This window comes from Streptomyces sp. NBC_00344 (assembly GCF_036088315.1).
Classification (GTDB): Bacteria; Actinomycetota; Actinomycetes; order Streptomycetales; family Streptomycetaceae; genus Streptomyces.
Map to the genome: position 1 here is coordinate 2179499 of NZ_CP107996.1, position 20189 is coordinate 2199687.

18 protein-coding genes, 1 pseudogene and 1 riboswitch are annotated in these 20189 nt (G+C 68.3%); of the genes and pseudogenes, 9 read left to right on the forward strand and 10 right to left on the reverse strand.

Annotation, left to right across the window (positions count from 1 at the left end; genetic code table 11):
* Positions 1-34: 34 nt before the first annotated feature.
* Positions 35-457, reverse strand: a complete 423-nt coding sequence (locus OHS16_RS09695; RefSeq protein WP_328536768.1) for a hypothetical protein — start codon at positions 455-457, stop codon at positions 35-37.
* Positions 458-538: 81 nt separating this feature from the next.
* Here OHS16_RS09695 and OHS16_RS09700 point away from each other — a divergent pair, with 81 nt between their 5' ends.
* A complete protein-coding gene (locus OHS16_RS09700; RefSeq protein ID WP_328536769.1) occupies positions 539-1507 on the forward strand; it encodes a diacylglycerol/lipid kinase family protein in 969 nt (322 codons plus the stop codon).
* 320 nt (positions 1508-1827) lie between these two features.
* Positions 1828-2085 (forward strand): WhiB family transcriptional regulator, encoded by a 258-nt coding sequence (locus tag OHS16_RS09705; protein ID WP_004937597.1) that lies wholly within the window; start codon positions 1828-1830, stop codon positions 2083-2085.
* A gap of 185 nt (positions 2086-2270) precedes the next feature.
* On the opposite strand, the gene OHS16_RS09710 is transcribed toward OHS16_RS09705, so the two are convergent.
* Together OHS16_RS09710 and OHS16_RS09715 are read right to left on the reverse strand one after the other, a co-directional pair.
* Positions 2271-3737, reverse strand: a complete 1467-nt coding sequence (locus tag OHS16_RS09710; RefSeq protein WP_328540782.1) for a sensor histidine kinase — start codon at positions 3735-3737, stop codon at positions 2271-2273.
* 294 nt (positions 3738-4031) lie between these two features.
* A pseudogene (locus OHS16_RS09715) lies at positions 4032-4195 on the reverse strand (SIS domain-containing protein); the annotation flags it as partial.
* Positions 4196-4388: 193 nt separating this feature from the next.
* On the opposite strand from OHS16_RS09715, the gene nagB reads away from it, so the two are divergent.
* The gene (nagB, locus tag OHS16_RS09720) at positions 4389-5174 is read left to right on the forward strand and encodes a glucosamine-6-phosphate deaminase (protein WP_328536770.1); all 786 of its coding nucleotides are present in this window, start codon (positions 4389-4391) and stop codon (positions 5172-5174) included.
* Positions 5175-5243: 69 nt separating this feature from the next.
* Here nagB and OHS16_RS09725 read toward each other — a convergent pair whose 3' ends face one another.
* The 4 genes from OHS16_RS09725 to OHS16_RS09740 form a co-directional block, all read right to left on the reverse strand.
* Entirely contained in the window at positions 5244-6758 is a 1515-nt protein-coding gene (locus tag OHS16_RS09725; protein ID WP_328536771.1) for a glycoside hydrolase family 3 protein, read from the reverse strand.
* A gap of 9 nt (positions 6759-6767) precedes the next feature.
* Entirely contained in the window at positions 6768-7634 is an 867-nt protein-coding gene (locus OHS16_RS09730) for a carbohydrate ABC transporter permease (RefSeq protein WP_328536772.1), read from the reverse strand.
* Positions 7631-8626 carry a carbohydrate ABC transporter permease gene (locus OHS16_RS09735; protein ID WP_328536773.1) on the reverse strand — a complete coding sequence of 332 codons (996 nt, stop codon included), beginning with the start codon at positions 8624-8626 and terminating at the stop codon, positions 7631-7633. Before OHS16_RS09735 ends, OHS16_RS09730 begins: the two co-directional genes overlap by 4 nt.
* Positions 8627-8713: 87 nt before the next feature.
* On the reverse strand, positions 8714-9994 hold the full coding sequence (locus OHS16_RS09740) for an extracellular solute-binding protein (RefSeq protein WP_328536774.1): 1281 nt from the start codon (positions 9992-9994) through the stop codon (positions 8714-8716).
* A 291-nt stretch (positions 9995-10285) separates the two neighbouring features.
* On the opposite strand from OHS16_RS09740, the gene OHS16_RS09745 reads away from it, so the two are divergent.
* The 5 genes from OHS16_RS09745 (at position 10286) to OHS16_RS09765 (ending at position 17104) form a co-directional block, all read left to right on the forward strand.
* Positions 10286-11050, forward strand: a complete 765-nt coding sequence (locus tag OHS16_RS09745; RefSeq protein ID WP_328540783.1) for a GntR family transcriptional regulator — start codon at positions 10286-10288, stop codon at positions 11048-11050.
* A gap of 240 nt (positions 11051-11290) precedes the next feature.
* Complete coding sequence (locus tag OHS16_RS09750; protein WP_328536775.1) at positions 11291-11533, forward strand: DUF3311 domain-containing protein; 243 nt, start codon at positions 11291-11293, stop codon at positions 11531-11533.
* Entirely contained in the window at positions 11530-13197 is a 1668-nt protein-coding gene (gene mctP, locus OHS16_RS09755; RefSeq protein WP_328536776.1) for a monocarboxylate uptake permease MctP, read from the forward strand. The genes OHS16_RS09750 and mctP overlap by 4 nt, the downstream gene beginning before the upstream one ends.
* Before the next feature lie 275 nt (positions 13198-13472).
* A riboswitch (cobalamin riboswitch) is annotated at positions 13473-13596 on the forward strand.
* A gap of 131 nt (positions 13597-13727) precedes the next feature.
* Positions 13728-16088 (forward strand): ribonucleoside-diphosphate reductase subunit alpha, encoded by a 2361-nt coding sequence (locus OHS16_RS09760; RefSeq protein ID WP_328536777.1) that lies wholly within the window; start codon positions 13728-13730, stop codon positions 16086-16088.
* Positions 16088-17104 (forward strand): ribonucleotide-diphosphate reductase subunit beta, encoded by a 1017-nt coding sequence (locus OHS16_RS09765; RefSeq protein WP_328536778.1) that lies wholly within the window; start codon positions 16088-16090, stop codon positions 17102-17104. The genes OHS16_RS09760 and OHS16_RS09765 overlap by 1 nt, the downstream gene beginning before the upstream one ends.
* A 138-nt stretch (positions 17105-17242) precedes the next feature.
* Here OHS16_RS09765 and OHS16_RS09770 read toward each other — a convergent pair whose 3' ends face one another.
* Entirely contained in the window at positions 17243-17455 is a 213-nt protein-coding gene (locus OHS16_RS09770) for a hypothetical protein (RefSeq protein WP_328536779.1), read from the reverse strand.
* An 82-nt stretch (positions 17456-17537) separates the two neighbouring features.
* Here OHS16_RS09770 and OHS16_RS09775 point away from each other — a divergent pair, with 82 nt between their 5' ends.
* The gene (locus tag OHS16_RS09775; protein WP_328536780.1) at positions 17538-18503 is read left to right on the forward strand and encodes a helix-turn-helix domain-containing protein; all 966 of its coding nucleotides are present in this window, start codon (positions 17538-17540) and stop codon (positions 18501-18503) included.
* Here OHS16_RS09775 and def read toward each other — a convergent pair whose 3' ends face one another.
* Together def and OHS16_RS09785 are read right to left on the reverse strand one after the other, a co-directional pair.
* Entirely contained in the window at positions 18504-19133 is a 630-nt protein-coding gene (gene def, locus OHS16_RS09780; RefSeq protein WP_328536781.1) for a peptide deformylase, read from the reverse strand.
* A 68-nt stretch (positions 19134-19201) separates the two neighbouring features.
* Positions 19202-20185, reverse strand: a complete 984-nt coding sequence (locus tag OHS16_RS09785; protein ID WP_328536782.1) for a tetratricopeptide repeat protein — start codon at positions 20183-20185, stop codon at positions 19202-19204.
* Positions 20186-20189 lie beyond the last annotated feature (4 nt).

Below are 20189 nucleotides of genomic sequence, written 5' to 3' on the forward strand. Positions count from 1 at the left end.
CAGGCGAGGCGCCGCGCCCTGGGCGGCCCTCCGCCTAGGCGCCCCGGGGACCCCGGATGCCCAGCGCCTTCGCCGTCGTCGGGTTCACCAGCAGCCCGAGCGCCACCACCGCCACCACCGCGAGCGCCGCACCGGCCGGGATCAGCACCCCCGTGGCCGACAGCAGCGTCCACGCCACCGGCAGCGCTATGAGCTGGGTGATGATCGCCGGCCCACGGCTCCAGCTCCGGCGCCCGAGCAGTCCGCGCGCCGCGACGAGCGGGATGAGCGCCAGCACGATGAGCGTCAGCCCGGTGATGACCGCCTGCCCGCGGGCGGCGTCGCCGAAGAGACCGGTCCCGATCGCGTACAGACCTCCGGCGGCCAGCGCAACGCCCTCGAACGCGGCCAGCGCCGCCGCGGCGGTCAGACGGGCGGGGCGGGCTTCGGGGGACTCGGCGGTCTGCTCGGTACTCACCCCTGCAGGGTAGCGGGCGGTGCGCTGACCGGACCGAGGCCGGACTGGGCCCAGTACCTCGCGATGGGTAACCTTCTGCCCATGCGCGCACTCCTCGTGGTCAATCCGGCAGCAACCACCACCAGTGCCCGCACTCGCGACGTACTGATCCACGCCCTCGCCAGCGAGATGAAGCTGGAGGTCGTCACGACCGAGTACCGGGGGCACGCCCAGGACCTCGGCAGACGGGCCGCCGAGAGCAGTGACATAGATCTGGTCGTCGCGCTGGGCGGCGACGGAACCGTCAACGAGGTCGTCAACGGTCTTCTGCACCGCGGCCCGGACCCCGAGGGCCTGCCCGGACTCGCAGTCGTCCCCGGCGGATCCACCAATGTCTTCGCCCGCGCGCTCGGTCTGCCCAACGATGCCGTGGAGGCGACCGGCGCGATTCTGGATGCGCTCCGTGAGCGCCGGGAGCGGACGGTCGGACTCGGCCTGGCGGCCGGCACACCCGGGACCGAGGACGAGAGCGTCGCCTCCCGCTGGTTCACCTTCTGCGCCGGGCTCGGTTTCGACGCCGGGGTGGTGGGCCGGGTCGAACAGCAGAGGGAGCGCGGGAAGAAGTCGACGCACGCCCTTTACGTACGCCAGGTGGTACGCCAGTTCCTCGATGAGCCCCACCGGCGCCACGGCGTGATCACTCTCGAGTGCCCGGGGCAGGAACCGGTGAAGGACATAGTGGCGTCCATCGTCTGTAACACGTCTCCCTATACCTACCTGGGCAATCGTCCGATCTACGCCTCCCCGGACGCCTCCTTCGACACCGCGCTCGATGTGCTCGGGCTGACGAAGCTGTCGACCCCCGCGGTGACGCGTTTCACCACGCAATTGCTGACGTCGACACCCGAACGGGGTCCGCACGGAAAGCACGCGGTTTCGCTGCACGACCTGACGGACTTCTCCTTGCATTCCAAGGCCCCACTGCCCTTCCAGATGGACGGCGACCACCTGGGACTGCGTACGAGCGTGACGTTCACAGGCGTACGCCGTGCACTGCGTGTGATTGTGTGAGTGGAAGAGCCAAAAGTCCTTTAACTCGAACGTTTGGGCGCGGCTCCACCCCATGGAAGTACGGCTGTGACCTAGCCGACACCGAGGAATCAAAAAAAACTTTCCGGAAGGGGTTGTATCCGCCGCCGAGGTTTGCGAATCTCTACATGGCGATCGGGACGGCCCGCAGGACCGGCCTCCCTGAAAGCCAGAACCCCTCCTCGCATCCCAGGACCACAACCAGCCCTTCTGGAAGTCGTCCTTTCAGCTGTGGAGGGATTCGTGAAAGCGTTCACATTCACAAGCAATCTGCATGCAACACCCTAAGAGAGGTAGCAGCCATGGACTGGCGTCACAACGCCGTTTGTCGTGAGGAAGACCCGGAGCTGTTCTTCCCCATCGGCAACACCGGTCCCGCGCTGCTGCAGATCGAGGAAGCCAAGGCCGTCTGCCGCCGCTGCCCCGTCATGGAGCAGTGTCTGCAGTGGGCGCTCGAGTCCGGTCAGGACTCCGGCGTCTGGGGTGGCCTCAGCGAGGACGAGCGCCGCGCAATGAAGCGTCGTGCCGCTCGCAACCGGGCGCGTAACGCGACCGCCTGAACCACCCTGTCACGAGCTTGAGCCGGCGGCGCGCGTACAGCGAGTACGCACTCACCGTCGCCCCCGAAACGCAGCGCGCAGTACCCCGATGCGCAACGTAGGACAGTGAGCCCCGGACCGAATCACCTTTCGGTCCGGGGCTCATTGCTGTGCGGGGGGCGGCCGGTGCCGGTATGCGGGAGCGGCTACTTGTCGGCCGGCACGGGTATGTCGAGCACCACCTGGGTGCCACGGTCCACGGCCGGGACCATGTCGAAGGAGCCGCCCAACTCCCCCTCGACGAGGGTCCGCACAATCTGCAGCCCCAGATTTCCTGCCGTCTGCGGATCGAAGCCGGCGGGCAGCCCGCGCCCGTCGTCGCGCACCGTGATCAGCAACCGTGCGTCATCACGCTGACCGCCGCGGACCGCGGAGACCTCGACCGTGCCGAGGTCTCCCGGTGCGAAAGCGTGCTCGAGAGCGTTCTGCAGCACCTCGGTCAGCACCATCGAGAGCGGCGTGGCGACCTCGGCGTCGAGAATGCCGAAGCGGCCCGTACGACGGCAGTTGACCTTGCCCGGCGAAATCTCGGAAACCATCGCGATGACCCGGTCGGCGATCTCGTCGAACTCCACGCGCTCGTCAAGATTCTGCGAGAGCGTCTCATGGACGATGGCGATGGACCCGACCCGTCGCACCGCCTCGTTGAGCGCTTCCCTGCCGCGGTCGGAGTCCATCCGGCGAGCCTGCAGCCGCAACAGGGCGGCCACCGTCTGGAGGTTGTTCTTCACCCGGTGGTGGATCTCCCGGATGGTGGCGTCCTTGGTGATCAACTCCCGTTCGCGTCTGCGCAGTTCGGTGACGTCCCGCAGCAGCACCAGCGATCCGATCCGGGTGCCCTTGGGTGACAGCGGGATCGCGCGCAGCTGGATCACACCGTCGTTGCCTTCGACCTCTGTCTCCCGCGGTGCATAACCGCTGGCCAGCTTGACCATGGCTTCGTCGACCGGACCGCGGGACGGCGCGAGGTCGGTGGTGAGCTGGCCGAGGTGCTGCCCGACGAGATCGGACGCGAGGCCCAGGCGGTGGTACGCGGAGAGGCCGTTGGGGCTGGCGTACTGGACCACCCCGTCCGCGTCGAGACGGATCATGCCGTCGCCGACCCGGGGCGAGGCGTCCATGTCGACCTGCTGACCGGGGAACGGGAACGAACCGGCGGCGATCATCTGGGCGAGGTCGGACGCCGACTGGAGATAGGTGAGTTCGAGGCGTGAAGGAGTACGCACGGTGAGCAGGTTCGTGTTCCGGGCGATCACTCCGAGCACCCGTCCCTCGCGGCGTACCGGGATGGACTCGACCCGCACCGGCACCTCCTCACGCCACTCGGGGTCGCCCTCACGGACGATCCGGCCCTCGTCGAGTGCGGCGTCGAGCAGCGGGCGGCGGCCGCGCGGGACCAGGTGCCCCACCATGTCGTCCTGGTAGGAGGTGGGCCCGGTGTTCGGTCGCATCTGCGCGACCGAGACATAGCGGGTGCCGTCACGGGTGGGAACCCACAGCACGAGGTCGGCGAATGACAGGTCGGAGAGCAGTTGCCACTCCGAGACCAGCAGATGCAGCCACTCGAGGTCGGTGTCGCTCAGAGCGGTGTGCTGGCGTACGAGATCGTTCATGGAGGGCACAGAGGTGAGCGTACCTGTCACACTTGATGCTGACGCATGCATGGACAGCGGGTAATGGTCTAGTCCACAATGTCCGTGCAAAGCTTCTGTTCTCCCCGCACAGGAGAGCAGAATCGAGGTACACGGCGCTATCTGCCCTGACTGCGCCCTGTCCTCCCCGCGACCGCCGGGAACCGCACACCCGACGGTCGATGCAGCTGAGGGCTGCGGTGCCGGCCGGACAGGCTGAGGGTCCTGTCCGCACTGGCGCCGCGGCCCGCAGTCGTTTTCCGGGCTCAGTCAGCGTGTCTCCGCTCCGGCCTGCCGCGCCGCCTGGGTGGAGGCGACCAGGTCCGGGGAGCCGCCGGCTGACTGCCGGTGATCAGCAGTACATCCCTGAAGTCCGGTTCGGCCCGGTAGGCGGTCGTCGTGGACATCGAGGCCAGGCCGCAGGGCAGTCCGAGCCGGATCCCGCACGCGGAACGTCGGATCATGCCGCGCTCCACGCGAAGTACCTCTGAGTGCCTCCGCCGGCCGGCCCCGTGTGCGTTCCGCGTGCCATCCATCGAGCATGAGATGACAGCGAACCGCTAGCCGGAGCACTCCGCTCTGCTAGATTGGTCTATACCACATGTTTGCACTCTCCAGATCGGCAGGCCCAGCGTGGAAGTTGTCATCGTCCCGGACGCCAAGGCAGGTGGCGAGGTCATCGCGGAGGCCATGGCGGATCTGCTGCGCCGCAAGCCCGGTGCGCTGCTGGGCGTCGCCACCGGCTCGACCCCGCTTCCCGTCTACGAGGCCCTGACGGCCAAGGTCCGTGCGAAGGCCGTCGATGCCGGGCGGGCCCGGATCTGCCAGCTCGACGAGTACGTGGGACTGCCGGCCGGGCACCCCGAGTCCTATCGCTCCGTGGTGCTGCGCGAGGTCGTCGAGCCGCTCGGGCTCTCCGAGTCCTCCTTCATGGGACCGGACGGCTCGGCCGATGACATCCCGGCGGCCTGCGAGGCCTACGACCGTGCGCTGGCCGCGGCGGGCGGTGTCGATCTGCAGTTGCTCGGCATCGGCACGGACGGGCACATCGGCTTCAACGAGCCCTGCTCGTCGCTGGCCTCCCGCACCCGGATCAAGACGCTCACCGAGCAGACCCGGGTCGACAACGCCCGGTTCTTCGGCGGTGACATGGACCAGGTGCCGCACCACGTCATCACCCAGGGGATCGGGACGATCCTGGAGGCCCGCCATGTGGTGCTGCTGGCCACCGGCGAGGGCAAGGCCGAGGCGGTGGCACAGACCGTCGAGGGTCCGGTGTCCGCCCTCGTGCCGGCCTCGGCACTGCAACTGCACCCGCACGCGACGGTGGTCGTCGACGAGGCGGCCGCGGTGAAGCTGAAGCTGGGCGAGTACTTCCGGGCCACCTACGCGGCGAAGCCGGAGTGGCAGGGACTCTAGGTCCGGAACGTGCGAAGAGCCGGGGCCATGTGCCCCGGCTCTTCGCGTGGTTCGGCCGGTCCGCCGGAGTCACACCGGAATGACGCCGGCGATCACCTCCGCCGCCGCCCGGCCGCAGACCCGTGCGGCGCCGTGGGTGGCGATGTGCAGTGAGCCGCGCGGTGGTGCCTGCGGGACTCCCATCTCGACCACGACGGTGTCCGGTCGGGCGGCGAGGATGCCGTCGACAGCGGCCGCCATCCAGGGGTGGCGGTGGATGTCGCGGACCACCGCGACGATCCGGCGCTCGGTGGCCGCTCCCAGCACCTCGTCGACCGTCGAGCGGGCATCGTAGGTACCCGTCTCGGTCCCCGGCAGCAGGGCAGTCAGTTCGGCGGCGACGCCCCACGGTGTCTCGTCGCCGACGGCGATGTTCGCGACCGGGGTGAAGGCGGCGACATACGGCGCCATGGTCTGCGGCAGGCGTTCGCCCACGGTGACCTTCAGCGCCCGGCGGGCAGCGGTGAGTCCGATCCCGGAGCCGGACGCGGCCCCCTCCTGCGATGCCGCGCCCGACTCCGACGCCCCCCTGGCCTGGCGGGTCCACTCCGCGAGCGCACGCACCCGCGCGGCGGCATCCGCCAGCCGTTCCTCGGGCAGGTCCCCTGCCCTTACCGCGGCGACCAGCGCATCGCGCAGTCGCAGCACGGTGTCCTCGTCCGCGAGGCCGCCGCCGACACAGATGGCGTCGGCACCCGCCGCGATGGCGAGGACGCTGCCGCGCTCGATGCCGTACGTCGACGCGATGGCCTGCATCTCCATACCGTCGGTGACGATCAGCCCCTGGTATCCCAGTTCCTGACGCAGCAGGCCGGTGAGGATCTGCGGGCTCAGCGTCGCGGGGCGCTCGCGGTCGAGTGCCGGGAGCAGGATATGCGCACTCATGACGGACTTGGAACCGGCTGCCACGGCAGCCCGGAAGGGCAGCAACTCGCGTGCGTGCAGGGTCTGCAGGTCGACGTCGATACGGGGCAGCGCGTGGTGGGAGTCGACCGCGGTGTCGCCGTGGCCGGGGAAGTGCTTGGTGCAGGCGGCGACTCCGGCGGCCTGCAGACCCTCGATGTACGCGGCGGTGTGCCGGGCGACCAGGGCCGTGTCGGCGCCGAAGGACCGCACCCCGATAACCGGATTGTCCGGATTCGAGTTCACATCGGCGGACGGCGCCCAGTTCAGGTTGACCCCGCAGTCGGCAAGCCTGCGGCCAAGTTCATGAGCGACGGCCCTGGTCAGCTCCACGTCGTCCACCGCGCCGAGCGCGAGACCGCCGGGGAACGAGGAGCCGGTCCGTACTTCGAGACGAGTGACGTCGCCGCCCTCCTCGTCGATGGCGACCAGGATGTCGTCACGCTCCGCACGCAGTTGTGCCGTGAGTGCGGCGAGCTGACCGGGCGAGGCGATGTTGCGGCCGAACAGTCCGACGGAGGACAGCCCTTCGCCGATCCGGCGCAGCAGCCAGTCGGGGGCCGAGGTGCCGACGAATCCGGGCTGGAGAACGGCGAGCGCGTCGCGGGTGAGCGTGTCCGTGCCCGTAGCGGTGGTGGTCATGGGTGGGCGTTATCCCTTCACCGCGCCGGCCGTCAGACCTGCGGCCATCTTGCGCTGGACGAGGAGGAAAAGAATCACCACGGGGATGGCCATCATCGTGGAGCCGGCCATCATCGGTGCGTACTCGGTGCCGTGCTGGGTGGTGAAGTTGCTCAGCCAGACGGTGGCGGTCTGCTTCTGCTGGCTCATCAGCATCAGGGCGTAGAGGTACTCGTTCCACGCCTGGATGAACCCGTAGACGGAGGTGGCGACCATCCCGGGCGCGAGCAGCGGAAAGACCACCCGGATGAAGGCGCCGGTGCGGGTGCAGCCGTCGACCATGGCCGCCTCCTCCAGCTCCTTGGGGATGTTGACGATGAAACCGCGCAACGTCCAGACCGTGAACGGGAGGATGAAGGTCAGGTAGGTGATGATCAGGCCCGTGAGCTGGTCGTACTGACCCAGGTCGTTCAGCAGCAGAAAGACCGGAATGATCATGGCGACCAGTGGCACCATCTGGACCGCCAGAATGCCGATGATCACGATCTTGCGGCCCCGGAAGGCGAACCGGGAGATCGCCAGCGCGGCCAGCAGTCCGATGACGATCCCGATGGCGACCACGGAGACCGAGACGATGGCGCTGCGCCCGATCGGCCCCCAGAAGTCGGCGACCTTGAGCGCCCTGCGGAAGTTGTCCAGCGTCAGCACGCTGGGAAAGAAGTGCGGGTCGGGGTTGATCGCGTCCTTGGCCGGCTTGAACGCCGTGTTCAGCATCCAGTAGACCGGGAAGCCGACGACCACGAAGACGAGCAGGCCGACGATGTTCCAGCCCAGCCTGGACTTCTTCCGGCGGGGCCGGGAACGGGTGACGGCGGGTGACGCGGCGGTCGTGGTCACTCGACCTCTCCGATCTGAAGCATCTGGCGCATGTACACGGCGACCACACCCAGCAGCAGAAGCACGGTGACGAAGGCGATCGCCGATCCGCCGGAGTAGTCGTTGACCACGAAGGCCTTGTCGTACGAGTACGTGGTGAGCAGCTGGAATTCGGCCTCGGGGTGACCGCCTCGCATCACGAAGACCTGCGGGAACACACCCATGTCCCAGATCACCGAGAGCGTCGTGAGCATCACGATGATCGGCTTGAGGATCGGCACGGTCACATGGCGGAACACGCCCCAGGAACCCGCACCGTCGAGCCGGGCGGCCTCTTCGAGCTCCTTGGGCACCTGGGTGAGACCTGCGCTCAGTGTGATGACCACGAACGGCACCGCACCCCAGACCACCAGCAGCATGATCACGGCAAGTCCCTGGGTGCCGCTGGCGAACCAGTTGTGGCCGATCATGTCGACGCCGGGGATCCTGCTGAGCAGCCAGTTGAAGACACCGTAGTCGGAGTCGAACATCCACTTGAAGATGGTCACGGCCACGATGATGGGCATGCCCCAGCTCGCCACCAGCGCGATGTTGATGAGGGTCTTCACCCAGCCGGAGACCTGCTGGAGCAGCAGGGCGATGAGCATGCCCAGCACCATGGTCAGTACGACCGCGCACCCGGCGAAGAGAACGGTCCGCAGGACGACCTGCCAGAACTCGCTGTCGCCCAGGATGGTGGCGAAGTTGTCGAAGCCGACCCACTCTGCGGACTTGAAGCCCCACAGCTGAGGCTGTCCGAACTTCTGGAAGGAGAGGGTGACGAGCCGGTAGAGGGGATAGCCGAGGACCAGGGCGAGGATCAGCAGGCAGGGGGCGAGCAGCGCCCACGGCACTGCCGCGCTGCCGTTGCGCCGCGATCTGACCGGTTGGGCCGGGCCGCCGGCGTCGGGAACAGACGATGGTGAGCGCCGCTGCGGCGGCACCTTTGCGGTGGTTGTCTCTGCGGCACTCATCAGGTGCTCCTCAGCAGTCCCTCTCTTGGTACGGGCCGGGGCAGGGCCCTTTCCGCTCCCAGGAGCGGAAGGACCCTGCCCGTCAGGTCACTTGGTGTTGATGACCTTGTCGATCGCGGCGTCCGCGGTCTTCGCGGCGTCCTCGACCGACTTCTTGCCGGTGCCGATGGACTGCAGCATCGTCTGCAGGACCTGGGCCTTCTCGACCTGGCCCCAGCCCGGCGCCATCGGAACGAACCAGCTGGACTCGGCCGCTGTCGCTGCCACGGTCGTCTTCGGGTCCGCCTTCAGCGGTCCCAGATCCGTCTTGTTGTTGGGCAGGTTGCCCTTTGCGATCAGGGTCTTCTGGCCCTTCTCACCGACGAAGGCGTTGATCCACTCGGCTGCGGCGCCCTGCGCCTTGGACTTGACCGGGACGGCCAGGTCGGAGCCGCCGAGGAAGACCGGGAGGGGGCTGCCGGAAGGACCGGGCATCACGAAGCTCTCGAGCTTGTCGGCCAGCTTGCCGACCTTGTCGTTCTCGGGAAGCGCGGCAGTGCTGCCTTCCCAGCCGGCGCCGAAGATGAGCGCGGACTTGCCCTGGCCGTAGACGATCGGACGGTCGGACTCGTCCTTCGTCTTGTCGCCGTGCATGTACGTGTCGAGGACCTTCTTGAACTCGTTGAGGCCCTTGAGGGACTCGGGGGAGGACAAGTTGGCCTTGAACTGGCCGCCCTCCTCCTTCGCGATGGAGCCGCCGGCGTCGTAGACGAAGGACATGGCCGCGTACCAGTCACGCGAAGGCTGGTACCAGGCGCTGAACTTGCCGCCCTCCTTCTTCTGGATCTTGTCCAGGTCGGAGGTCAGTTCGGCGTACGTCTTCGGCGGGGCCTTGACACCGTCCTTGGTCGCGATGTCCTTGCGCCAGGTCGCCACACGGCCACCGGCGTAGTACGGCACGCCGTAGGTCTTGCCGTCATAGGTGACCGAGGCCTTGAGACCGTCGAGCCACTGGCCTGAGTTGTCGAACTGCGAGGCGTCGACCGGGGCGAACGCACCCTTGAGGGTGTAGGGCAGCATCTCCGTGTTGCCCATCTCGACCACATCGGGCGCCTTGTCCGTGGCAAGGACCGCGTCGAGCTTGGTGTTCTTGTCCGGCCAGCCGTAGTACTCGTGCTTGACCTTCAGTCCCGGGTGCTTGGCCACGACGGCGTCGTCCGCCGCCTTCACGAGCTCGGGCCAGTTCTTCTGGGCATCGACCGTGAGCCACACGGTCAGCGACTTCGGCTCGGCTGTCTTGCTGCCGCCGTCCTTGCTGTCGGAGCCACACGCCGCAATGCTGACCAACATGCCCGCGACACCGATCGCCGCGCTGAGCTTGCGCTTCACGTCACCCTCCTCAGGGATGCCTGCAACCCCCCCACCCACCGCGAAGACATGCGACCAGGAGCCAGTTCTGCCTGTGGGGCTGGGATCTGGTCTTTAATGGTTTAGACCAGTACCGGGAGCTTGGCCTAGACCTATTGGGGTGTCAAGGGTGTATAAGAAGGCTGTCGTGTCCGTTATCGGACCGACACCTGAGGCAGGTCGACGTCCCGCTACCGGACCGTGCCACCATGTGAGCCGCGACAGACGGAGGAGCCGGTGACGGCAGCAGCGCAGCACTCGGGAAGGCAGGCGATGGGCACCGAAGGGGGCAGCACCGAGACGGGGAACGCGGCGCCGGGACGTACCGCACGCGTCCCCAAGTACTACCGCCTCAAGCGGCACTTGCTCGACATGACGGAAACCCTTCCGCCCGGCACCCCGGTGCCGCCGGAGCGGACCCTGGCAGCCGAGTTCGACACCTCGCGCACCACCGTGCGCCAGGCACTCCAGGAACTGGTGGTCGAGGGCAGGCTGGAGCGCATCCAGGGCAAGGGCACCTTTGTGGCCAAGCCCAAGGTCTCGCAGGCACTTCAGCTCACGTCGTACACCGAGGACATGCGGGCCCAGGGCCTGGAACCCGCCTCCCAGCTGCTCGACATCGGCTATGTAACGGCCGACGACACCCTTGCCGGGCTGCTCGACATCACGGCGGGCGGGCGGGTGCTGCGCATCGAGCGGCTGCGGCTCGCCAGCGGTGAGCCGATGGCCATCGAGACCACGCATCTGTCGGCGAAGCGCTTCCCCGCGCTGCGGCGTTCACTGGTGAAGTACACATCGCTGTACACCGCGCTCGCGGAGGTCTACGACGTCCGGCTCGCCGAGGCGGAGGAGACCATCGAGACCTCGCTGGCCACCCCGCGCGAGGCCGGGCTGCTCGGAACGGATGTCGGCCTGCCGATGCTCATGCTTTCCCGCCACTCGATCGACGAACGCGGCGAGCCGGTGGAGTGGGTGCGGTCGGTCTACCGGGGCGACCGCTACAAGTTCGTCGCGCGACTGCGGCGGCCCAACGACTGAACCCGCGCCCCGGCCGGCCGATCTGCTGCACGGGTGTAGCGCCAGGCTCCCACCTGCCCTAACGTCCTTGCGTCAGAGCAGGGGACAAGGGCGTCCGCCGCGGCTCGGCCATCGCGGGATTCGGATGAATTCAACGATGTTGTCGTTCCGATATGCGGACAGGGGTTACGCAGCCCGAACTCCCTCCTTTAGATTGCCTGCGCGTTACACCAGGTGCTCAGTGAGGGGACGGACCGCACCATGCCCGAGAAAAGACCGCTGATCACGCCGGGGCGCGTGGTCATCGCGGTATGCCTGATCGCGCCCTTTGTCTCCATGCTCTGGGTGAGCTCCTACGCCAAAGTGGACCCGGCCTTCATCGGCATCCCCTTCTTCTACTGGTACCAGATGCTCTGGGTGCTCATCTCGACTGCGCTCACGATGCTCGCGTACAAGCTGTGGCAGCGTGACCAGCGCGCCCGCAAGGGAGGTGCGTCAGCATGAAGGACGGCGTGAACGGCATCGCTCTCGGTGTCTTCATCTTCTTCTTCGTCGCGGTGACCGTCGTCGGCTTCATGGCCGCCCGCTGGCGCCGCGCCGACACGTCGGAGAGCCTCGACGAGTGGGGCCTGGGCGGGCGTTCGTTCGGGACCTGGGTCACCTGGTTCCTGCTCGGCGGCGACCTCTACACGGCATACACCTTCGTCGCGGTCCCGGCGGCCATCTACGCGGCGGGCGCGGCCGGCTTCTTCGCCGTGCCGTACACCATCCTCGTCTACCCGCTGATCTTCACCTTCCTGCCGCGGCTCTGGTCGGTCTCGCACAAGCACGGCTATGTGACGACGTCGGACTTCGTCCGCGGCCGCTTCGGCTCCAAGGGGCTCTCGCTGGCTGTCGCGATCACCGGCATCCTCGCCACGATGCCGTACATCGCCCTGCAGTTGGTCGGTATCCAGGCGGTACTCGACGTGATGGGTGTCGGCGGTGACAACAGCACCAACTGGTTCGTCAAGGACCTCCCGCTGCTGATCGCCTTCGCGGTTCTCGCGGCCTACACCTACTCGTCCGGGCTGCGGGCCCCGGCGCTGATCGCCTTCGTCAAGGACGGCCTGATCTATCTGGTGATAGTCGTGGCGATCATCTACATCCCGATCAAGCTGGGCGGCTTCGACGACATCTTCGCCAAGGCCGGCCACGCCTTCGCGCAGACCAATCCGGCAACCGGCAAGCCACGGGGGTCGCTGGTACCGGCGGCGACCGGACAGTGGGGCTATGCCACGCTGGCGCTCGGCTCGGCGCTGGCGCTGTTCATGTATCCGCACTCCATCACGGCGACGCTCTCCTCGCGCAGCCGCAATGTGATCCGGCGCAACACCGCGATCCTGCCGCTCTATTCGCTGATGCTCGGCCTCCTCGCGCTGCTCGGCTTCATGGCCATCGCGGCCGGCATCAAGGTGCAGAACGGCCAGCTGGCCATCCCGCAGCTCTTCGAGAACATGTTCCCCGACTGGTTCGCGGGCGTCGCCTTCGCCGCCATCGGCATCGGCGCGCTGGTACCGGCCGCCATCATGTCCATCGCCGCGGCGAACCTCTTCACCCGGAACATCTACAAGGACTTCCTGAAACCGGACGCGACGGCGGCCCAGGAGGCCAAGGTCTCCAAACTGGTCTCGCTGGTGGTGAAGGTGGGCGCGCTCGTCTTCGTCCTCACCATGGACAAGACGGTCGCCATCAACTTCCAGCTGCTCGGCGGCATCTGGATCCTCCAGACGATGCCGGCACTGGTCGGCGGGCTCTTCACCCGGTGGTTCCACCGCTGGGCACTGCTCGCGGGCTGGGCGGTCGGCATGCTCTACGGGACGCTCGCCGCCTACGGTGTCGCGAGCCCCACGCAGAAGCACTTCGGCGGGTCCTCCAAGGACATACCGGGTCTCGGCGAGATCGGCTACACCGGCCTCACCGCGTTCGTGATGAACGTCCTGGTGACGGTGGTGCTGACCTTCGTCCTCAACGCCGTCAAGGCACCGGCGGGGATCGACGAGACGTCGCCGGAGGACTACACGGCGGACGCCGGCGACCCCGGGGTCCAGGTGGACCTTCCGCCGGCCACGGTGGGCGCACCGGGCGCACCCGTCGCGGGCGCCGCGGACAGTCCGGGCATCGCCTGACCGTACCGGCCGAACCCCGCACGGCAGCCTAGGACCGTCCCGCCTCCCCTTCAGGAGAGCCGGGGCGGTCCTTCGTCCTTCTCCGGCCGCCGGTGCCAGACCCGTGCGACGCACAGCGGATCCATGCCCGACGGGGCTTCGACAGGACGCCGGAGCGGGACCGGGCGCCCTGCCCAGGGTGCTCCGCTGACCTACGCGCTGGTGATCCGACACCACGCAACGCGACATCGCGACACAACATATGGGGGGTTCCACATCCAACGGCCCCCACATGTATGCTCATGCTCGCTGTCGCCGCAGGGGAATCCGGTGCGAATCCGGAACTGTCCCGCAACGGTGTGATCAGTGCGCTTTCGCGCACCGTGGAGTCCGAGGACCTGCCGACGGCGCATCCGGCTCGACCGAACCGGATGGCAAACGTCCGGGCCTCGCGGTTGGGCCTGCTGATGCTGTGCGGTGTGCTGCCTCTGGCGTGCCCGTACGCACCCGCGCCTGCCGCCGGCCCTCAGCCGAGCGAGGGAGAGCGCACCGTGACCATCGCGCCCACCGCACCTGCCACCGAGCAGCTGGCGGATGCCCCGGGAACCGTACTGCTGCGGACCCTGACCGACCTCACCGCCGATCTCCCCGACACCGACCCGGGCAAGGTCGCCGCCGCGGCGCTGCGCGGGCGCAACGCCGCTTCGGACGAGGCGGAGTTGCGGGAGCTGGCCACCGAGGCGGCCGCCGGCCTGATCTCCGAGGACCCGGCGTACTCGCAGCTCGCGGCGCGGTTGCTGACCCGTACCATCGCGGACGAGGCAGCCGGTCAGGGCGCGGTGTCGTTCTCCGCATCCGTGGGCGTCGGTCAGCGTGAGGGCCTTATCGCGGACCGCACCGCAAGCTTCGTGCGCCTGCACGCCGCACGGCTCGACGCGCTCATCGACACCTCGGCCGACGACCGCTTCGGATACTTCGGACTGCGCACCCTCTACAGCCGGTATCTGCTGCGCCACCCGATCACCCGTCAGGTCATCGAGACGCCGCAGCACTTCATGCTGCGTGTGGCCTGTGGCCTCGCCGAGGACGAGTCCGCCCAGGCGCTGGACGAGGTCGCCGCCCTGTACGGCCTGATGAGCCGCCTCGACTACCTGCCCTCGTCCCCCACACTCTTCAACTCCGGCACCCGGCATCCGCAGATGTCGTCCTGCTACCTCCTCGACTCACCGCTGGACGAGCTGGACTCGATCTACGGCCGCTACCACGAGGTGGCCCGGCTCTCGAAGCACGCGGGAGGCATCGGTCTCTCCTACTCCCGTATCCGCTCGCGCGGATCACTGATCCGCGGCACCAACGGCCACTCCAACGGGATCGTCCCCTTCCTGAGGACCCTCGACTCGTCGGTCGCGGCCGTGAACCAGGGCGGCCGGCGCAAGGGCGCGGCCTGCGTCTACCTGGAGACCTGGCACGCGGACATCGAGGAGTTCCTCGAACTGCGTGACAACACCGGTGAGGAGGCCCGTCGTACGCACAATCTCAACCTCGCGCACTGGATCCCCGACGAGTTCATGCGGCGGGTCGACACGGACGGCGAGTGGTCCCTCTTCTCCCCCGCCGACGTACCGGAACTGGTCGACCTGTGGGGCGACGCCTTCGACGCGGCGTACCGCAGGGCCGAGGAGGCGGGCCTGGCTCAGCGGACCATCCCCGCGCGCGAGCTGTACGGGCGGATGATGCGCACCCTGGCCCAGACCGGCAACGGCTGGATGACCTTCAAGGACGCGTCGAACCGCACCGCCAACCAGACCGCCGAGCCCGGTTCGGTCGTCCACTCGTCGAACCTCTGCACCGAGATCCTGGAGGTCACGGACGACGGTGAGACCGCGGTCTGCAACCTGGGCTCGGTCAACGTGGGGGCGTTCGTCTCCGGCGACACCATCGACTGGGAGCGCCTGGACGACACCGTCCGCACCGCCGTCACCTTCCTCGACCGCGTCGTGGACATCAACTTCTACCCGACCGAACAGGCCGGCCGCTCCAACGCCAAGTGGCGCCCGGTGGGCCTGGGCACGATGGGGCTCCAGGACGTCTTCTTCAAGCTGCGGCTGCCCTTCGACTCTCCCGAGGCCAGGGCGCTCTCCACCCGGATCGCCGAGCGCATCATGCTCGCCGCCTACGAGGCGTCCTGCGACCTCGCCGCGCGCAACGGCCCACTGCCCGCCTGGGACCGGACCCGTGCCGCCCGCGGTGTGCTGCACCCCGACCACTACGGCACCGAGCCGGCCTGGCCCGAGCGCTGGGCCGCGCTGCGCGCCAGGATCGCCAGGACCGGGATGCGCAACTCCCTTCTCCTCGCGATCGCGCCGACCGCGACCATCGCGTCGATCGCCGGTGTGTACGAGTGCATCGAGCCGCAGGTCTCCAACCTCTTCAAGCGGGAGACGCTGTCCGGCGAGTTCCTCCAGGTCAACGCGTATCTGGTGAAGGAGCTCAAGTCGCTGGGCGTCTGGGACGCACAGTCCCGCGAAGCGCTGCGCGAGGCAAGCGGCTCGGTGCAGGGCTTCAGCTGGATCCCGGAGGACGTCCGCGCGCTGTACCGCACCGCCTGGGAGATCCCGCAGCGTGGCCTGATCGACATGGCCGCCGCCCGTACGCCGTACCTCGACCAGAGCCAGTCGCTGAACCTCTTCCTGGAGACGCCGACCATCGGGAAGCTCAGCTCGATGTACGCCTACGCCTGGAAGCAGGGCCTGAAGACCACGTACTACCTGCGCTCGCGTCCCGCGACGCGTATCGCCCGTGCGGCATCGGCCGCCGCGCCCATCCCCGTGCAGCAGACCGCGCCGGCCGCCGACACGGATGCGATCGCCTGCTCCCTTGAGAACCCCGAGTCCTGCGAGGCCTGCCAGTAATGAGCACCGATTCCCAGAAGAACCTCCTCGACCCGGGCTTCGAGCTGACCCTGCGCCCGATGCGCTACCCGGACTTCTACGAGCGCTATCGCGACGCGATCAAGAACACCTGGACGGTGGAGGAGGTCGACCTCCACTCGGACGTCACCGACCTCGCCAGACTCACCCCCGGTGAGCAGCACATGATCGGCCGTCTGGTCGCCTTCTTCGCCACGGGGGACTCGATCGTCTCCAACAACCTGGTGCTCACGCTCTACAAGCACATCAACTCGCCCGAGGCACGGCTCTATCTCTCGCGCCAGCTCTTCGAGGAGGCCGTGCACGTCCAGTTCTATCTGACGCTGCTCGACACCTATCTGCCCGACCCGCAGGACCGCGCCGCGGCCTTCGACGCCGTCGAGGAGATCCCCTCCATCCGCGAGAAGGCGCAGTTCTGCTTCCGGTGGATGGACTCGGTGGAGAAGATCGACCGACTGGAGAACCAAGCCGACCGGCGCCGCTTCCTGCTGAATCTGATCTGCTTCGCGGCCTGCATCGAGGGGCTGTTCTTCTACGGGGCGTTCGCCTACGTCTACTGGTTCCGCTCGCGCGGACTGCTGCACGGGCTGGCGACCGGGACGAACTGGGTCTTCCGCGACGAGACCATGCACATGAACTTCGCGTTCGAGGTCGTGGACACGGTCCGCAAGGAGGAGCCCGAGCTCTTCGACGACGCGCTGCGCGCGCAGGTCACCGACATGATGCGGGAAGCGGTGGAGGCGGAGCTGCAGTTCGGCCGCGACCTGTGCGGAGACGGCCTGCCGGGGATGAACACCGAGTCGATGCGCGAATACCTTCAGTGCGTCGCCGACCAGCGCCTGACCCGCCTCGGCTTCGCCCCGGTGTACGGATCGGAGAACCCGTTCTCCTTCATGGAGCTTCAGGGGGTCCAGGAGCTGACGAACTTCTTCGAGCGCCGCCCTTCGGCGTACCAGGTCGCGGTCGAGGGCTCGGTCTCCTTCGACGACGAGTTCTAGAGCAACCGCTCCACAGCAACTGCTCCACGGCAGCTGCGGAGACGGAGGGCGGGGCCGGCTGCGGTCCCGCCCTCGGTGGACGCCTGGCGCAGTGACACGCTGCCGTTCGGCGCGGACGTTCTCCGGGAGCAGCGCAGGCTACGAAGCCACGACGCGGCTGGACATGGCGGCCTCGCGCGCCACGGCCGGCGGCCTCGACCCGCCTTCCGGCCGCCCGGGGACGGATTCCCTCCCGGGATCACGAGCCAGCTGCCGGTCGATGCGGCGCTCGTGCGCGTGTCCGACCAGCGACGGGAGAGCGATGAGAACGAAGACGGCGATGACGGTCAGGTAGTCCAGGAACGTGTTCATGTCCTCCACTGTGGCGCTCCCGGCGACAGAAAATCAGTGGCAGGACTGACACACATCGTCGAATTGCTGCCACACTCGGACCATGCTGAAAAATGTGGCCGCTGTAGTGATGAACGGCGTCAATCCATTCGAACTCGGCGTGATCTGCGAGGTGTTCGGCATCGACCGCAGCGATGAGGGCCTTCCGGTGTACGACTTCGCGGTGGCATCCGCGGAGGGCCCCGTCCTGCAGACGCATGCCGGCTTCACCCTGCGGACGGAACACGGTCTGGAACGCCTCGAGGAGGCCGACCTGATCGCCGTCCCGGCCGCGGAGAGCCGGGGCAGCCGCGACTATCCGCCGGCTCTGCTGGATGCCCTGCGGCGGGCGGTGGACCGCGGCGCCCGGGTGCTCAGCGTCTGCTCGGGTGTCTTCGTCCTCGGCTCCGCGGGGCTGCTCGACGACCGCCGCTGCGCCGTGCACTGGCGCCACGCCGACGAACTGGCACGCAGCTTTCCGCTGGCCGACGTCCAGCCCGACGTGCTCTACGTCGACGAGGGGTCCGTCGTCACGTCAGCGGGAACGGCGGCCGGTATCGACGCATGCCTCCACATCATCCGCGCGGAGCACGGCCCGCAGGTCGCCAACAAGATCGCCCGCCGGATGGTGGTTCCGCCGCACCGTGACGGCGGCCAGGCGCAGTTCGTCGAACGCCCGGTCAGCCCGGCCCGGGTGGACAGCGTCGCCGACGTTCTCGCCTGGATGGAGCACCATCTCGACGAGGAGCAGACAGTGGAACAGCTGGCGTCCCGCGCCCTGATGTCACCGCGCACCTTCGCCCGCCGTTTTCAGCAGGAGACCGGGACGACCCCGTACCGCTGGCTGCTGCGGCAACGGGTGCTGATGGCACAGGAGTTGCTGGAGACGTCCGACGAGACGGTGGATGCCGTCGCGGGCCGGGTGGGTTTCGGCACGGCGGCGGGGCTGCGCCACCACTTCCTCCGCACGCTCGGCACGACCCCGAACGCCTACCGGCGGACGTTCCGGGGGCCGTTGAGTGCCGCCTGATCAGGCGTTGGGGACCGTCTCGTAGCGTGGCGTGCCCTCTTCCATCTGCCGCAGCGCGTCCTTGCGGTCGCGCTTCGAGAGACGGTCGATGTAGAGGTAGCCGTACAGGTGGTCGGTCTCGTGCTGGAGGCAGCGGGCGAAGTAGCCGGTGCCCCGCACCGTGATGGGGTTGCCTTCGGCGTCCTGGCCCGAGACCTCGGCGTAGTCGGGGCGTGCCAGCTCCGCGTAGGCCGTCGGGACGGAGAGACAGCCCTCGTTGGAGTCGTCGAGCCGCCGGCGGTCGGCCGGGATCTCGGCGAGCACCGGGTTGCAGACAGCTCCGACATGGCGCTGACCGTCGTCGTCCGGGCAGTCGTAGACGAAGACCTTGAGATCGACACCGATCTGGTTCGCTGCCAGGCCCACGCCCTCGGCGGCCTTCTGGCTCGCGAACATGTCGTCGATCAGCTGGGCCAGCTCACCGTCGAAGGACGTGACGTCCTTGCACTCCTTGTGCAGCACCGGGTTGCCCACCACGGTGATGGGACGGGCGGCGCCCCGGGCCCGGTGAGCCGCCTCACGCTCCTCACAGTCCTCGGTGTCCACGACGAAACCGTCATTGACCTGCTGGTCCGTCTCCTGCTGCGACATGTCCGCCGAACGCCTTCCTCAAAAACCCGAATCGATCCCGTACAGCCTACGGGCAGTCCGCTGCGCCCTCAGCAGACTTCTTCGAGATCCCGCCAGCCGCGGCTGTCCGGGCTGTCGGCCACCCACCCGTCGAGGAGACCTCGGACCAGTCCGGCCGGGGCCGCTATGCCGCATTCACGCTCCGCGACCCAGAGCTCGCCCGCCGTGCGGTGGCCCAGCGGTCCTGGGTGGCCGGGCTCACTGTGGTCATGGGGGTCCAGCCGCTGCCGGCCGTCGCCCTCGTCGCTCTCCATCTGCGACTCGGAGCAGGCCCGGCACAGCAGCCGCACGGAGGAGGACCAGTCCTCAGCGGCGTATCCGGCGTCGGCCGCAAGCCGCTCCAGGGAGTCGCGGTCCGACTCGGTGGCCGCTTCGAGCAGGACCACCCAGGTGGGCACCGGCGAGGGCGCCCAGAGCTCGATCTCGTCGAAGACGGGATAGGAAGGGCCGGCCGCTGTGACGCGTTCGCCGTGCGGGACGCCGTCGTGCAGGACGACCTCGCCCCAGCGCCGCCCCGAGGACGGCAGCGGGATCGAGAGCACTTCTATCCGGGCCGGGTCGAGCCTGCGGCCCCAGACCACCTCGGCCTCCCCCTCGGGCGACAGCCTCACCGCGGCGGAGCCGAGCTCCATGCCGGAGGGCTCACCACTGGACGCGACGTCACCCGGCGCTTTCAGCCCGTACGCCTGCCAGGCCCTGCGGGCCAGCGGCCAGTCCTGCAGCGCGGTGGCCGCGATACCGACGTTCCACCAGTCGGGAGCGCCCGCCTCGCGGTCCAGGAGCGCGACGGCGCGCAGCCCGGCGGTGCGGGCCCGGTCCCAGTCGTGTCTGAACTTGTGCAGCAGGGCCAGATTGAACCAGGACTCGGACAGCCACGGTTCGAGATCTGCCGCGCGGGTGAGCAGTGCCCCCGCGTCGTCGTACCGACCGTCGCCGATCAGCGTGAACGCGCGGTCGGTGGCCTGCCGCCACGAGGCGGAGGGCCGATGCCGTACCTTCCCGAAGATCCTCACGATT